Below are 15,282 nucleotides of genomic sequence, written 5' to 3' on the forward strand. Positions count from 1 at the left end.
CCGCCGGTGAAGCGGCAGCGGCGCCCAACATGGTCCAGACCAATGCCCTTGTCAAGGCTTCCGGCTCTCCTCCCCCACCGCCCGGGCCGCGGCCTCGTGCATCGCGAGCTCCAGCAGCACCGGATCGGTGAGCGTCCCACAGCCGTCCGGGACCACCAGCCAGCGCACCCCGCCCGTGTGCCGGCCGGGGTACGGGACCACGATCCAGGTCCCGCGCCCGGCTCCCCGTACGCCTGTGCCGATCCAGCGGGACGCCGTACCGGGGGGCACGAAGAAGCCCATCCGCGAGTCGGCGAAATCGGCGAGCACCGGCCCGGGCGGGTGCAGGAACTGCGTCAGGACGTCGAGGGCTGCCTGCCCCAGCTCCCCCGGCAGGATCAGCACGTCCCAGTGCCGGCCGGCGGGCAGCAGGGCGACCCCGAGGGGGTTGCGCTCCCACTCCCACCGGCAGGCGTCGGGATCCGGCGCCACCGACACGAGCCATTCCACCGCGGTCCTGATCTCCGAGCCCTGCATCGCCCGGCCTCCGTTCCCTGGGATGAGGTGTCCTCACCGGGAGAGAGCGGGGCCGGGCCCTGCGATGACGCGGGTTTCGCCACCCCGTGGTGGTGAAACGGCTCACGGTATGAACCGCGGCGTGCGCCGGGGGCGTGCGGGGAGTCGTGCGGTCATGGGCTCCGGTCAGCTGTCGAAGCCCAGGCCCAGCTTGTCCAGGGCCTTCAGCCACAGGTTGCGGCGGCCGCCGCGGGCGTCCGCGCGGGCCAGGGACCACTTGGTGAGCGTGATCCCGGTCCAGGCGAAGGGCTCCGGCGGGAACGGCATCGGCCGGGACTTCACCATCTCCAGCTCGGTCCGCTCGGTGCGGGATCCGTCCAGCAGGTCCAGCATCACGTCGGCGCCGAAGCGGGTGGCGCCGACCCCGAGCCCGGTGTAGCCGGCCGCGTAGGCGACCTTGCCGCCGTGCGCGGTGCCGAAGAAGGCGGAGAAGCGCGAGCAGGTGTCGATGGCCCCGCCCCAGGCGTGGCTGAACTTGATGCCCTCCAGCTGCGGGAAGGCGCTGAAGAAGTGCTGCGCGAGCTTCAGGTACGTCTCGGGGCGGTGGTCGTACTCGGAGTCGAGCTTGCCGCGGTAGGGGTAGATGGCGTCGTAGCCGCCCCACAGGATGCGGTTCTCCGGGGTGATGCGGAAGTAGTGGAACTGGTTGGCGCTGTCGCCCAGGCCCTGGCGGTTGTTCCAGCCGATGGCCGTCAGCTGGTCGGCGGTCAGCGGCTCGGTCATCAGCGCGTAGTCGTAGACCGGGACCGTGAACGGGCGGATCCGCTTGACCAGCGACGGGAAGATGTTGGTGCCCAGCGCCACCCGCCGGGCGTAGATCCGCCCGTACGGGGTGCGTACGGCCATTCCGGCGCCCGAGGCGGCCAGGGACAGCCCGCGGGTGTTCTCGTAGATCCGCACGCCCAGCGACAGGCAGGCCTCCTTCAGGCCCCAGGCGAGCTTGGCGGGGTTGAGCATGGCGACGCCGTCGGTGTCCCACAGGCCCGCGAGGAACGTCGGCGAGTCGACCTCGGCGCGCAGATCCTCGCGGTCCAGCCAGCGCGAGCCGGCCGCGAGGCCCAGCTTCCCGGCCTCCTCGTACAGCTCGCGCAGCTCCTCCACCTGGTGGGGCTCGGTGGCGACGTCGATCTCGCCGGTGCGCTCGAAGTCGCAGTCGATGCCGTAGCGGGCGATGGCCGCTTCGATCTCGTCGAGGTTGCGGGCTCCCAGCTCCTCCAGCTTGGCGAGCTCGCCCGGCCAGCGGGCCATGCCGTTGGCGAGGCCGTGCGTGAGGGAGGCGGCGCAGAAGCCTCCGTTGCGTCCGGAGGCGGCCCAGCCCGCCTCCTTCGACTCGATCAGGACGACGTCCCGGGCGGGGTCGCGCTCCTTGGCGATCAGCGCCGTCCACAGTCCGCTGTACCCGCCGCCGATGACGAGCAGGTCGCAGGCCTCGTCCGAGGTCAGCGCCGGCTGCGCGGCGGGCTTGCCGGGGTCGTCCAGCCAGTACGAGACCGGCAGTGCTTCGGAAAGCGATTGGGCAACACTTCGCATGGCGACTGGGGCCATGGCTTCCAACTCCCTACAGAGTTACTTGGGCTGTGCGTTCTTGCGGCGGTTCCCGACCATCTGGCCGGCGAGCACCACCAGCACCGCGATGACGAACATCGCCGTACCGATGACGTTGATCTGCACAGGCGTACCGCGCTGGGCCGACCCCCACACGAACATGGGGAAGGTGACGGTGTTGCCCGAGTTGAAGTTGGTGATGATGAAGTCGTCGAACGAGAGCGCGAACGAGAGCAGCGCGCCCGCGGCGATACCGGGTGCCGCGATCGGCAGGGTGACCCGTACGAAGGTCTGCACCGGGCCCGCGTAGAGGTCGCGGGCGGCCTCCTCCAGTCGCGGGTCCATCGACAGGACGCGTGCCTTGACGGCGGCGACGACGAAGCTGAGGCAGAACATGATGTGGGCGATCAGGATCGTCCAGAAGCCCAGCTGGATGCCCATGTTGAGGAAGAGGGCGAGCAGCGAGGCCGCCATCACGATCTCGGGCATGGCCATCGGCAGGAAGATCAGCGAGTTGACCGCGCCGCGCGCCCGGAAGCGGTAGCGGACGAGCGCGAAGGCGATGGCCGTACCGAGGACGGTGGCGCCGATGGTGGCCCACACCGCGATCTGGAGCGAGAGGGACAGCGAGCCGCACAGGTCGGCGACCCCGCAGGGGTCCTTCCAGGCGTCGAGCGAGAACTCCTGCCAGGCGTAGTTGAACCGCCCGGTGGGGTTGTTGAAGGAGAAGACCGTCACGACGACGTTCGGCAGGATCAGGTACGCGAGCGTGCCGAGTCCCAAGATGACGACGAGATTGCGCCGGAGCCAACGCATCAGACCAGGTCCTCCGTCCCCGCTCGGCGGATGTAGATGGTGACCATGATCAGCACGATGGCCATGAGGATGAAGGACAGCGCGGCGGCCGTCGGGTAATCGAGGATGCGCAGGTACTGCGACTGGATGACGTTGCCGATCATCCGGGTGTCCGTGGAACCGAGCAGCTCGGCGTTCACGTAGTCGCCGCTCGCCGGGATGAAGGTGAGCAGGGTCCCGGAGACCACGCCCGGCATGGAGAGCGGGAAGGTCACCTTCCGGAAGGTGGTGGAGGGGCGGGCGTACAGGTCTCCGGCCGCCTCGTGGAGGCGGGTGTCGATGCGCTCCAGCGAGGTGTAGAGCGGCAGGATCATGAAGGGGAGGAAGTTGTACGTCAGACCGCAGACGACGGCGAGCGGCGTGGCGAGCACCCGCTCCCCCTCGGTCATCCCGAGCCAGCTGGTGACGTCCAGGACGTGCAGGGCGTTGAGGACCTCCACCACCGGGCCGCCGTCGGCCAGGATCGTCTTCCAGGCCAGGGTGCGGATCAGGAAGCTGGTGAAGAACGGGGCGATGACCAGCACCAGCAGAAGGTTTCGCCAACGGCCCGCCTTGAAGGCGATCAGGTAGGCCAGCGGGTACCCGAGGAGCAGGCACAGGACGGTCGCGGTGCCGGCGTACAGCAGGGAGCGCAGGAACTGCGGGTAGTACTCGGTGAACGCGTCCCAGTACGTCTGGAAGTGCCAGGTGACCTTGAAGCCCTCTTCGAGGGAGCCGGTCTGCACGGAGGTCGAGGCCTGGTAGACCATCGGCAGCACGAAGAAGACCAGCAGCCACAGGATGCCGGGGAGCAGCAGCCAGTACGGGACCAGCCGCTTGCGCACGGACGGCCTGTGGACCGGGGGTTCGGTGGCGGCCTCGGCCTCCGGTGGCGCGACGGTGGCGGTCATGCGCCCTCCTCGACCGTCTCGATGCCGGCGTCGATGTCTTGCGCCGCGTCCAGACCGAACGTGTGCTCCGGGTTCCAGTGCAGGACGACCTCGGCGCCGGGGGCGAGGCGGGCGTCGCGTTCGATGTTCTGGACGTACACCTCCATCTCCGGGCAGACGGGGCTGTCGATGACGTACTGGGTGGAGACGCCTATGAAGGAGGAGGCGGATATCGTGCCGCGGACCTTGTTGCGGCCGGCCGCGACGGTGTCCTCCTCGTCCGCGTGGACCAGGGAGATCTTCTCGGGACGCACCCCGACCAGCAGCTTTCCGCCGGCCTTGGGCGTGGTCGAACATCGGGCCGCGGGCAGCCGCAGCTTGGCGTCCGCCGAGCTGACCATGACATCGGCGCCGCCGGCCTCCAGGACCTCGGCCTCGATGAGGTTGGAGGTGCCGAGGAAGTTGGCGACGAAGGTGGTCTTCGGGTTCTCGTACAGCTCGGCGGGGGCGCCCAGCTGCTCGACGCGGCCGCCGTTCATCACGGCGACCGTGTCGGCCATGGTCATGGCCTCCTCCTGGTCGTGCGTGACGTGCACGAAGGTGATGCCGACCTCGGTCTGGATCCGCTTGAGCTCCAGCTGCATCTGGCGGCGCAGCTTGAGGTCGAGGGCGCCGAGGGGCTCGTCGAGGAGCAGCACCTGCGGGTGGTTGATGAGCGCGCGGGCGACGGCCACGCGCTGCTGCTGGCCGCCGGAGAGCTGGTGCGGCTTGCGCTGGGCGAACTGGCCCAGCTCGACCAGCTCGAGCATGTCCTCGACCTGCTTCTTGACGGACTTGATGCCGCGGCGGCGCAGTCCGAAGGCCACGTTCTCGTAGATGTTCAGGTGCGGGAACAGCGCATAGCTCTGGAACACCGTGTTCACGGGTCGCTTGTACGGCGGCAGCTGGGTGACCTCGCGGTCCCCGAGGTGGACCGTACCGGTGGAGGGCTCCTCCAGGCCGGCGATCATGCGCAGGGTGGTGGTCTTCCCGCAGCCCGAGGCGCCGAGCAGGGCGAAGAAGGAGCCCTGGGGGATGGTGAGATCCAGCGGGTGCACGGCGGTGAACGAGCCGTAGTGCTTGCTGATCCCGGCGAGGCGGACGTCGCCGCCCGCGGTCTTGTCAGTCATGGGTCGCGGCCTTCGGTGGTGGTGTCGTCGGAAGGGTGCGGGGCGCGGGTGCCGGCACGGGAGGGGGTTCGTCAGGCTCCGATGAGCTTGGCGAACTTCTCTTCGTACGCGGTCTCTTCCTCACTGGTGAGGGAGCGGAAGGCGTGGGCCTTGGCCGCCATCGCCTTGTCCGGAATGATCAAGGGGTTGTCCGCGAGCTCGGGGTCGATCTTCGCAAGGTCTTCCTTGACGCCTTCGACCGGGCAGACGTAGCTGATGAACGCGGCGAGCTGGGCGGCGATCGGCGGCTCGTAGTAGAAGTCGATGAGCTTCTCGGCGTTGGCCTTGTGCCGGGAGTGGGCGGGGACCAGCAGGTTGTCGCTGGAGGTGATGTAACCGGGCGCCGGTATCGCGTACTTGATGTCCGGGTTGCCGGCCTGGAGCTGGATGATGTCGCCGGCCCAGGCCAGGCAGGCGGCGAGGTCGCCCTTGTCGAGGTCCGACGTGTAGTCGTTGCCCGTGAAGCGGCGGATCTGCTTGGTGTCCACGCCCTTCTGGAGCCGGCCGATGGCCGCGTCGTAGTCGGCGGTGGTGAAGTTCGCCGGGTCCTTGCCCTGGTCGAGCAGGGTCATGCCGACGCTGTCGCGCATCTCGGTGAGGAAGCCGACGCGGCCCTTGAGGGTGGGGTCGTCGAGCAGCTGCGTGACGGAGTCGACCTTCTTGCCGTCGGTCGCCTTCACGTTGTAGGCGATGACGGTGTCGATGCCGGTCCAGGGGTAGCTGTACGACCGGCCCGGGTCCCAGTCGGGGTTGCGGAACTGCGGGATCAGATTGGCGTAGGCGTGCGGGAGGTGGGAGGGGTCCAGCTTCTGCGCCCAGCCGAGCCGGATGATGCGGGCGGCGAGCCAGTCGGTGACGACGATCAGGTCGCGGCCGGTGTCCTGGCCGGCCGCCAGCTGCGGGCGGACCTTGCCGAAGAACTCGACGTTGTCGTTGATGTCCTCGGTGTACTTGACCTTGATCCCGGTGCGCTTGGCGAACTCCTCCAGCGTGGGGTGGGTCTTCTCGTCCTCGCTGGTGTCCATGTACTCGGTCCAGTTGGAGAAGTTGATCTCCTTCTCCTGGTCCGAGCGGTCGTCGGAGGCGACGGCCGTGTCACCCGCGCGTTTCGCGGGCGGGATGCCGCAGGCGGACAGGGAGGCCAGACCGCCGAGGGTGAGCGCGCCGCCCCCGGAGGCGCGCAGCAGTGAGCGGCGGGTGAGGGCGCCCCGCCCAGTGGTGAGGCTGCGCCGCATCGCGGCGAGTTGCGCCGCCGAGAGGCGGTCGGGCTCGTACTGCTCCATGAGCTGCCCTTTCGGGAGGGTGGCGCCGCTGGTCAGGCGGCAGGCTGCCACTCGGCGGAAGCCGAAGACGGTTAGGTGCGGTCCCCGAAGATGGTGCGGTGCCAGTCCTTCGCGGCCACCGCCGTGTTGTCGTACATCACGTGCTTGACCTGCGTGTACTCCTCGAAGGAGTAGGCGCTCATGTCCTTTCCGAAGCCACTCGCCTTGTAGCCGCCGTGGGGCATCTCGCTGATGATCGGAATGTGGTCGTTGACCCAGACGCAGCCCGCCTTGATCTCGCGGGTGGCCCGGCCGGCCCGGTAGACGTCGCGGCTCCAGGCGGAGGCGGCGAGGCCGTACGGGGTGTCGTTGGCCAGCTCGATGCCCTCGTCGTCGGTGTCGAAGGGCAGGACGACGAGGACCGGGCCGAAGATCTCGGACTGGACGACCTCGCTGTCCTGGCCGGCGCCGGAGACGAGGGTGGGCCGGTAGTACGCGCCTTCGGCGAGCTCGCCCCCCGGGATCTCGCCGCCGGTGACGACGGTGGCGTAGCCGCGGGCGCGCTCCACGAAGCCGGCGACCCGGTCCCGCTGGGCGTGCGAGACCAGGGGGCCGAGGTCGGTGGCCGGGTCGAAGGGGTCGCCCAGGCGGACGGTCTCCATCAGCTCGGACACGCGGGCGACGAAGGCGTCGTGCAGGGGGCGCTGGACGTACGCGCGGGTGGCGGCGGTGCAGTCCTGGCCGGTGTTGATCAGGGACGCGGCGACGGCGCCGTGCGCGGCGGCCTCCAGGTCGGCGTCGTCGAAGACCAGGAAGGGGGCCTTGCCGCCGAGCTCCAGGTGGAGCCGCTTGACGGTGGCGGTGGCGATCTCGGCGACCCGCTTGCCGACGGCGGTGGAGCCGGTGAAAGAGGTCATCACCACGTCCGGGTGCCCGACCAGGTGCTCGCCCGCGTCCCGGCCCGCGCCGGTGACGATGTTGACCACGCCGTCGGGCAGGCCCGCGTCCTTGGCAGCCTGGGCGAACATCAGGGAGGTGAGCGGGGTCAGCTCGGCAGGCTTGAGGACGATCGTGTTGCCCGCGGCGATCGCCGGAAGGATCTTCCAGGCGGCCATCTGGAGCGGATAGTTCCAGGGCGCGATGGAGCCGACGACCCCGATGGCCTCGCGGCGTACGTAGGAGGTGTGGTCTCCTGAGTACTCAGCTGCCGCCTGCCCCTGGAGGTGCCGGGCGGCGCCCGCGAAGAAGGCGGTGTTGTCGATGGTCCCCGGTACGTCGAACTCGGTGGACAGCTTGATCGGCTTGCCGCACTGCAGGGATTCGGCGTACGCGAAGTCCTCCGCCTGCTCGGCCAGCACGGCGGCCAGCCGGTGCAGGACGTCCGAACGCTCACCGGGAGTGGCCGCGGACCAGGCCGGGAAGGCCCGCTTGGCGGCGGCCACGGCCGCGTCGACGTCGGCGGTGGAGGCCAGCTCGTACGTGAGCACCTCCTCGCCCGTGGCAGGGTTGACGACGGTGTGCGACTGCCCGGACGTACCGGACCTCAGCTGCCCGTCGATGTACTGCGCGCCGTCTGCGAAGCGGTCCTTGACCTGGAAGCGATTACCCATGACGCTCTCACGCTCTCCGTAGCTTCAGCTCGAATTGAGTGCCGATCCTGGCAGAGGTGTTACCCACAGCCAAGTGATTCCGTTGTTGCCTTTTGATTACGCGACGGAATCGGTCGACCATGTGTCGAGGCGCGCCGCAAATCCCGTACGAAGTGTCAGTGGCGACTGCCACACTCGCGTGCATGGAAAAGATCGACAAGTTGATCGAGCAGGTCAGCCGCGGTGAGCGGGTGAAGTACCTGCCGTTCTGGGGGCACCGGCCGCGCCCCGACGGGACGCTCGGCCCCAGCTGCATGAGCCAGTGGTGGCCGTCCGAGTTCACCGTGCGTGATGTCCGGTACGACACGGCCGAGCACTGGATGATGGCCGGCAAGGCCCGGCTGTTCGGCGACGCGGAGGCGGAGCGCGCAGCGCTGGAGGCGAAGACCCCGGCGGAGGCCAAGAAGGCCGGGCGGCTCGTGCGCGGCTTCGACGAGGCGATATGGACGCAGGAGCGGTTCGCGCTGGTGGTGGAGGGCAGCGTGCACAAGTTCGCCTCGACCCCCCAGCTGCGCGCGTACCTGCTGTCCACCGGGGACCGGGTGCTGGTGGAGGCGAGCCCGATGGACCGCATCTGGGGCATCGGGCTGGCGGCGGACGACGAGCGCGCCCTGGACCCGTCCCGCTGGCGCGGGCTGAACCTGCTGGGCTTCGCGCTGATGGAGGCCCGCGACCGGCTGCGTACGGACGCCGTCTGACCTCGGGCGGGCGCGATCTAAAATGCGTGGCGGGCCCGCGAGCGGGCCGCCTACGGTAGGACTCGTCCAGGTGCGCAGGCGAGACCTACTTCCACTCTTCATGGGCAGGTCGCGGGTTCGAGTCCCGCCACCGGCTTCCGGGCCGGTGTAGCTCAGTTGGTCAGAGCAGCACGTCGGTTTCGCCGACCTCGATCTCTGGACACCTACGTCACGCACCTCCCGGTGCGCGGGCTGCGGCTCCTTCTTTTCCCAAGAATCCCAAGCCGCCGCCACCTTGATCTCGGGAGGCACGCGTGCGGGATGCCCGGTGCGCAGGCGACGGTTACTTCGGGGACCAGGAGGTCGCGGGTTCGAATCCCGCCCGGCTGCGGCCGGTGGAGCAGCTTGGCAGCTCGCCTGGATATAAGTCCGTCGCCGACCCTGATCTCGGGCATCCCGCACGTCACGCCTCCCCATGTTCCACTGAATTCGGGGGGATTCACCATGGCTCGCTTCAACCTGCGCGCACCCAAGAAGGCTTCCGCGGCCGCCGCGCCCACCTCGCCCGTGCGCTCCACCGGCCGCACCGCCAACCACCAGGGCAGCCGCGGCTTCGCCCGCGACCCGCGCTCCGAGCTGTTCCTGCTCGCCGTCGCCAACTTCGTGACGCAGCGGACGTTCTACGAGAGCGGCGAGGCCCGCGACGACCGGTTCTGCGCCCTCGTGCGCCGCCTCGCCGTCGAGGACACCGCGTGGACCGCCGGCCTGCTCGGCTGGCTGCGCACCGACGGGAACATGCGGACCGCCTCGCTGGTCGGAGCGGCCGAGTACGTGAAGGCACGGCTCGACGCCGGAGCCACCGACGGGCCGTCGAACCGCCAGGTCGTGGACTGCGTACTGCGGCGCGCGGACGAGCCCGGCGAGCTGCTGGCCTACTGGACGGCGACGTACGGGCGCAACGTCCCCAAGCCCGTCAAGCGCGGTATCGCCGATGCCGTCCGCAGGCTCTACTCCGGCACCACGCTGCTGAAGTACGACACCGCGTCCAAAGGCTTCCGCTTCGGCGACGTGCTGAACCTCGTACACGCCTCCCCCGATCCCGCCAAGGCCTGGCAGGGCGAGCTGTTCCGGTACGCCCTCGACCGGCACCACCACCCGGAGACGGCGCAGGTAGCGGCCGGCAACCGCACCCTGGTCGCCCACCGGGAGCTCATGGAGCTGCCGGTGGAGGAGCGCCGGGCCGTGGTGACCGCACCCGACGGGGCCGAGCGGCTCGCCGCCGCGGGCATGACCTGGGAGGCGCTGGCCGGCTGGCTCCAGGGACCGATGGACGCGGCCGCCTGGGAGGCGGTCATCCCGTCCATGGGCGCGATGGCGCTGCTGCGGAACCTGCGCAACTTCGACCAGGCCGGTGTCTCGGACGCGGTGGCCGCGCAGGTCGCGGCGAAGGTCTGCGACCCGGAGGTCGTCGCCCGGTCCCGGCAGTTCCCGTTCCGCTACCTGGCCGCCTACCAGCACGCCCCCTCGCTGCGCTGGGCGTACCCGCTGGAGCAGGCACTCGGCCACTCGCTGGCCAACGTACCGGCCCTGCCCGGCCGGACGCTGGTGCTCGTGGACCGCTCGGGGTCGATGTGGGCGCCGCTGTCGGAGCGTTCGCAGCTCAACCGGGCGGACGCGGCGGCCGTGTTCGGCACCGCGCTGGCGCTGCGCGCCGAGGACGCGGACCTGGTGCAGTTCGGCACGGACAGCAAGCAGGTCCCGTACGGCCGCGGCGAGTCCGTGCTGAAGGTGCTGGAGCGGTTCGAGGACCTCGGCGGCACCTACACCGCCGAGGCGGTCCGGCGGTACTACAAGGGGCACGACCGGGTCCTGATCGTCACGGACGAGCAGGCGACGTACCACTACGGCGGTGACCCGACGGCCCTCGTCCCGGACGAGGTCCCCGTGTACACGTGGAACCTGGCCGGGTACCGGGCGGGCCACGCGCCCTCCGGGTCGGGGAACCGGCACACCTTCGGCGGGCTCACCGATGCGGCCTTCCGCATGGTGTCCCTGATCGAGGGCGGCCGGGACGCCGACTGGCCGTGGGTGGCGTAGGCCCCGGTACGGGCTGACGGACGGACAGACGGACCGGCGGCCGGACGGCACAGGGCCGGGAGCGGGCAGCGTGTGCCCGGTCCCGGCCCTGTGCCGTGTGTCGCGTGCCGTGCCGCCTGCGGCCGGCAGCCTGTACGTCAGACGTTCTCGCGGATCCGCGTCGGGGAGGCCGGGCCGTCGAAGTCGGAATCGCTGCCCGGGTCACCGAGCAGGACCCCGGCGATCACGAGCGCGATCATCAGAATGCTGATCAGGATGCTGACCGAGCCCAGGATGATGCCGGCCAGCGCCATCGAGCCGTTGTCGGCCTCGCCGCGCCGGGCCTTGCCGCGGCCCAGGGCGCCGAAGATGACCGCCGGGACTCCGAACAGGACGCCCAGGTAGCAGGTGACCACGCCGACGATGCCGAGGACGAGGGCGGTGACCCCGAAGCCGTTGCTCTTCTGCGGATAGCCGGGGTACCCGGGGTATCCCTGATAGCCCGGGTAGCCGTATGCCGGCTGCGCGGGCGGCGGTCCGGGGTACGCGTACCCCCCGGGATCCGGCTGGGCCGGGTACCCGTACGCGGGCGGCAGCGTCGGGGCGGGCTCGGGCGTGGACGCCGGAGACTGTATCGGCGCCGGCCCCGGTATCTGCGCCGGCGGGAAGTCGGCCCCCGGCATCCCCGCCATCGTGGGCTGGTCGTGTACGGACGGCGGACCCGACACGCCCGGTGTGGCCTGCGGTTTGCCGAGTTCCACCGCCGGCCGCTCCGGCGGCGCCCACGGGTCCCTCGGCTCGGGGCTCTGGTCGGTCATGCGGCGCCCCCCTCTCGTACGGCCATGCTAAGCGCTGCCGCCGACAGTCCCGGAGCTGCCTACGATGAAGCCCGGTCCGTCCGCACCCCCATCCCTCCCGGAGGCTCCCTCATGCCCGACCTGAACCCCTTCATCGCAGGGCTTCCCAAGGCGGAACTCCACGTCCACCACGTCGGCTCGGCCTCCCCGCGCATCGTCGCCGAACTCGCTTCCCGCCACCCCGACTCCAAGGTCCCCACCGACCCCGAGGCACTCGCCGACTACTTCACGTTCACCGACTTCGCGCACTTCATCGAGGTCTACCTCTCCGTCGTCGACCTGGTCCGCACCCCCGACGACGTACGCACCCTGACCTTCGAAGTCGCCCGCGACATGGCCCGGCAGAACATCCGCTACGCCGAGTTGACCATCACCCCGTACTCCTCCACCCGCCGCGGCATCGACGAGAAGGCCTTCATGGAGGCCATCGAGGACGCCCGCAAGGCCGCCGAGACCGAGCTCGGCGTCATCCTGCGCTGGTGCTTCGACATCCCCGGCGAGGCCGGCCTGGAGGCCGCCGCCGAGACCGCGCGCCTCGCCGTCGAACTGCGCCCGGAGGGCCTGGTCTCCTTCGGCCTCGGCGGCCCCGAGATCGGCGTCCCGCGCCCGCAGTTCAAGCCGTACTTCGACGCCGCCCGGGCCGCGGGCCTGCACAGCGTGCCGCACGCCGGCGAGACCACCGGCCCGGAGACCATCTGGGACTCGATCCGCGACCTGGGCGCCGAGCGCATCGGCCACGGCACCAGCGCCACCCAGGACCCGGAGCTCCTCGCGTACCTCGCCGAGCACCGGATCGCGCTCGAGGTCTGCCCGACCTCCAACATCGCCACCCGCGCCGTGACCGACCTGGACCGCCACCCCGTCAAGGAGATGGTGCAGGCGGGCGTGCTCGTCACCATCAACAGCGACGACCCGCCGATGTTCGGCTCGGACCTCAACAACGAGTACGCGGTCGCCGCGCGGCTGCTCGACCTCGACGAGCGCGGGCTCGCACAGCTGGCCAAGAACGCCGTCGAGGCCTCCTTCCTGGACGAGGCCGGCAAGGCGAAGATCAGCGCGGAGATCGACACGTACACCGCTGCCTGGCTGGCTCGCTGACGGACTGCGGGGAACACCGACAATGGCAGTCATGCGCACCCTGACTGCCGTAGGCCACCGCGGCGATCCCTACCGTGTCCGTGAGAACACCCTGCCCTCGATCCGCTCGGCCTTCGCACGCGGAGCGGACGCGGTCGAGATCGACGTACGGCTGACCCGCGACGGCGAGGCGGTACTGCTCCACGACGAGACGCTCCAGCGGCTGTGGGGCCATGACGTGCGGCTCGACGCCGTCACGGCCCCGCAGCTGCAGGAGTTGACGGGCGGTGGGATCCCGACGCTGCGCGAGGCGCTGGCGGCGGCGGGTGCGGGCCGGGTGATGATCGACCTGCCCGGTGCGACGCCAGAATCCGTACGGACGGTCGTCGGCCAGGTCCGGGAGTGCGGGGCGCGCGAGCGTACGTACTACAGCGCGGGGCCGAACACCATGCTGGCCGTGCGCGCCGCCGATCCGGGCGCCGAGATCGCGCTGACGTGGACCACGCTGGCGCCGCCGCGCCGGGTGTTGATCGACGCGGTGGCGCCGACCTGGCTCAACTACCGTTTCGGGCTGGTGGACCGGGAACTGACGGACGCCCTGCACCGGGACGGCCTGCTCGTCTCGGCCTGGACGGCGGACACCAGGGGGACGATGCGCAGGCTGATCGCGGCCGGGGTGGACTCCGTCACCACCAACCGGGTGGACGCGCTGGCCGGCGTACGGGCCGAGTTCGGGCTGCCCAGCCGGTGATACGTACGTGGGGGGAGCGGATCCGGCAGGCGGATCCGCGGTGGCAGGACCTGGGACTGACGCTGCTGGTGCAGGTGGCGACGACGATTCCGTTCGTCGTGCCCCGCGATCCGCTGGATTCGCCGGCCACCTGGCCGGCGTACCTGCTGACCACGCTGGGCAATGTGCCGCTGGTGTGGCGGCGGCGCGCGCCCGTGTCGGCGATCTTCGGGATGGTCGCGGCCGGGTCGCTCTACACGCTGGCGATGGACGGCCCCGGGCAGCCGCTGCCGTACGCCCCGCTGATCGGCGTCTACACGATGGCGCTCCTGTGCCCGGCCCGGGTGCGGATCACGATGGGCGTGACCCTGACGGGGCTGATCCTCGCCTCCGTGGCGCTCAACACCGGGACGGCCAGGGAGTTGTTGTTCGCGCTGTTCGTCTTCGCGGCGGCGTACGCGCTGGGGCGGCTGCAGTACACCCGCCAGGCCTATACGGCGGCGATCGAGGCGCGGGCCGCCGAGCTGGAGCGGGCGAACCGGATCGAGGCGGAGCAGGCCGCGGCGCGCGAACGGGCCCGGATCGCAAGGGAGATGCACGACATCCTCTCGCACGCGGTCAGCATCATGATCGTGCAGGCGGAGGCCGGTCCGGTGGCGGTGCGCAGGGCCCCGGAACGGGCGGAGGCGGCCTTCGACGCGATCGCCGAGACGGGGCGGGATGCGATGGCGCAGCTGCGGACGATGCTGGGGGTGCTGCGGACGGACGGCGCGGCTCAGGCGGCTCCGCGCACGCCGCAGCCGGGGATCGAGGAGCTGCCGGGGCTGCTGGAGCGGGTCCGGGGCAGCGGGCCGCGGGTGTCGTACGAGCGGACGGGCGCGGTGCGCGCGCTGCCCGCGGCGCTGGAGGCGACGGTGCACCGGGTGGTGCAGGAGGCGCTGACGAACGTGGTGAAGCACTCCGGGGCTTCGGCGGTGTCCGTACGGCTGGAGTACGGGACGGAGTCGCTCACGGTGACGGTGACGGACGACGGGCGGGGTCCGGCTCCGGGTCCGGGTCCGGGAGCTGCTGCCGGCGGGCACGGCGGCGGGCACGGGCTGATCGGGATCCGGGAGCGGGCGGCGGCGCACGGCGGTACGGCGGAATTCGGTCCGGGGCCCGGTGGCCTGGGGTTCTCGGTGCGCATCGTCCTTGTAACCTCGCCGCTGGAGGTGGGGCGTTGACGGTCCGTGTGGTGGTGGCTGACGACCAAGAGCTGGTGCGCAGCGGTTTCGCGATGATCCTGGACGCGCAGGAGGACATCGAGGTCGTCGCGGAAGTCGGGGACGGCGCGGCGGCGGTGGCGGCGGTGCGGGAGCTGCGGCCGGACGTGGCGCTGCTGGACATCCGGATGCCGGTGCTCGACGGGATCGAGGCGTGCCGGGCGATCTCGGCCGGGACCTCGTGCCGGACGGTGATGCTGACGACCTTCGACTCGGACGAGTACGTGTACGAGGCGCTGCACGCGGGGGCGAGCGGGTTCCTGCTGAAGGACGTGCGGCGGGACGACCTGGTGCATGCCGTACGGGTGGTGGCGGCGGGCGAGTCGCTGCTGGCGCCTTCGGTGGCGCGGCGGCTGATCGAGGAGTACACGGCGGCGACGGCGCGGCCGGCGGCCGCGGGGGCGTGGCCCGCGCAGCGCCTCGAGGTGCTGACGGCGCGGGAGCGGGAGACGCTGCTGCATCTGGGGCGGGGGTTGTCGAATGCGGAGATCGCTGCCGCGCTGGTGGTGAGTGAGCACACGGTGAAGTCGCATGTGGGCAATGTGCTGGCGAAGCTGGGGCTGCGGGACCGGATCCAGGCGGTGATCTGCGCGTACGAGACGGGCCTGATCGCGGCCGGGACCGGGGATGGCTCTTGGGTATCTCCCTCTGGAGAGTGAG

General features: G+C 70.7%; 14 protein-coding genes. 6 read left to right on the top strand and 8 right to left on the bottom strand.

The features are described from left to right. Positions 1 to 51 precede the first annotated feature (51 nt). From OG299_RS12270 to OG299_RS12300, 7 genes are all read right to left on the bottom strand, one after another. Complete coding sequence (locus OG299_RS12270) at positions 52 to 516, bottom strand: hypothetical protein (RefSeq protein WP_327361514.1); 465 nt, start codon at positions 514 to 516, stop codon at positions 52 to 54. 165 nt (positions 517 to 681) lie between these two features. Then, the gene (locus OG299_RS12275; RefSeq protein ID WP_327361515.1) at positions 682 to 2,100 is read right to left on the bottom strand and encodes an NAD(P)/FAD-dependent oxidoreductase; all 1,419 of its coding nucleotides are present in this window, start codon (positions 2,098 to 2,100) and stop codon (positions 682 to 684) included. A gap of 21 nt (positions 2,101 to 2,121) precedes the next feature. Further along, positions 2,122 to 2,916 carry an ABC transporter permease gene (locus OG299_RS12280; RefSeq protein ID WP_266636284.1) on the bottom strand — a complete coding sequence of 265 codons (795 nt, stop codon included), beginning with the start codon at positions 2,914 to 2,916 and terminating at the stop codon, positions 2,122 to 2,124. Continuing rightward, positions 2,916 to 3,845, bottom strand: coding sequence for an ABC transporter permease (locus tag OG299_RS12285; RefSeq protein ID WP_266636286.1), 930 nt, complete (start codon positions 3,843 to 3,845; stop codon positions 2,916 to 2,918). The genes OG299_RS12280 and OG299_RS12285 overlap by 1 nt, the downstream gene beginning before the upstream one ends. After that, positions 3,842 to 4,993: an ABC transporter ATP-binding protein gene (locus OG299_RS12290; RefSeq protein WP_266636288.1), complete on the bottom strand. Its 1,152-nt coding sequence runs from the start codon at positions 4,991 to 4,993 to the stop codon at positions 3,842 to 3,844. The genes OG299_RS12285 and OG299_RS12290 overlap by 4 nt, the downstream gene beginning before the upstream one ends. Before the next feature lie 71 nt (positions 4,994 to 5,064). Beyond that, positions 5,065 to 6,315 (bottom strand): polyamine ABC transporter substrate-binding protein, encoded by a 1,251-nt coding sequence (locus tag OG299_RS12295; RefSeq protein WP_327361516.1) that lies wholly within the window; start codon positions 6,313 to 6,315, stop codon positions 5,065 to 5,067. A 71-nt stretch (positions 6,316 to 6,386) separates the two neighbouring features. Then, positions 6,387 to 7,904, bottom strand: coding sequence for a gamma-aminobutyraldehyde dehydrogenase (locus OG299_RS12300; RefSeq protein WP_327361517.1), 1,518 nt, complete (start codon positions 7,902 to 7,904; stop codon positions 6,387 to 6,389). Positions 7,905 to 8,086: 182 nt separating this feature from the next. Between OG299_RS12300 and OG299_RS12305 the strand changes: the two genes are divergently transcribed. Together OG299_RS12305 and OG299_RS12310 are read left to right on the top strand one after the other, a co-directional pair. Continuing rightward, positions 8,087 to 8,641 (top strand): riboflavin biosynthesis intermediates N-glycosidase, encoded by a 555-nt coding sequence (locus OG299_RS12305; protein ID WP_327361518.1) that lies wholly within the window; start codon positions 8,087 to 8,089, stop codon positions 8,639 to 8,641. Between the two features lie 483 nt (positions 8,642 to 9,124). After that, the gene (locus OG299_RS12310) at positions 9,125 to 10,717 is read left to right on the top strand and encodes a TROVE domain-containing protein (protein WP_327361519.1); all 1,593 of its coding nucleotides are present in this window, start codon (positions 9,125 to 9,127) and stop codon (positions 10,715 to 10,717) included. Positions 10,718 to 10,854: 137 nt separating this feature from the next. Here OG299_RS12310 and OG299_RS12315 read toward each other — a convergent pair whose 3' ends face one another. After that, positions 10,855 to 11,514, bottom strand: a complete 660-nt coding sequence (locus OG299_RS12315; RefSeq protein WP_327361520.1) for a DUF4190 domain-containing protein — start codon at positions 11,512 to 11,514, stop codon at positions 10,855 to 10,857. A 111-nt stretch (positions 11,515 to 11,625) separates the two neighbouring features. Here OG299_RS12315 and OG299_RS12320 point away from each other — a divergent pair, with 111 nt between their 5' ends. From OG299_RS12320 to OG299_RS12335, 4 genes are read left to right on the top strand one after another with little or no spacing between them, the layout of a single operon-like run. Next, a complete protein-coding gene (locus OG299_RS12320; protein ID WP_266636297.1) occupies positions 11,626 to 12,651 on the top strand; it encodes an adenosine deaminase in 1,026 nt (341 codons plus the stop codon). Between the two features lie 31 nt (positions 12,652 to 12,682). Then, positions 12,683 to 13,381 (top strand): glycerophosphodiester phosphodiesterase, encoded by a 699-nt coding sequence (locus tag OG299_RS12325; RefSeq protein ID WP_406512819.1) that lies wholly within the window; start codon positions 12,683 to 12,685, stop codon positions 13,379 to 13,381. Then, positions 13,378 to 14,583, top strand: coding sequence for a sensor histidine kinase (locus tag OG299_RS12330; RefSeq protein WP_327361521.1), 1,206 nt, complete (start codon positions 13,378 to 13,380; stop codon positions 14,581 to 14,583). The genes OG299_RS12325 and OG299_RS12330 overlap by 4 nt, the downstream gene beginning before the upstream one ends. Next, positions 14,580 to 15,281: a response regulator transcription factor gene (locus OG299_RS12335; RefSeq protein WP_266636300.1), complete on the top strand. Its 702-nt coding sequence runs from the start codon at positions 14,580 to 14,582 to the stop codon at positions 15,279 to 15,281. Before OG299_RS12330 ends, OG299_RS12335 begins: the two co-directional genes overlap by 4 nt. Position 15,282 lies beyond the last annotated feature (1 nt).

Source organism: Streptomyces sp. NBC_01296 (assembly GCF_035984415.1).
GTDB lineage: Bacteria > Actinomycetota > Actinomycetes > Streptomycetales > Streptomycetaceae > Streptomyces.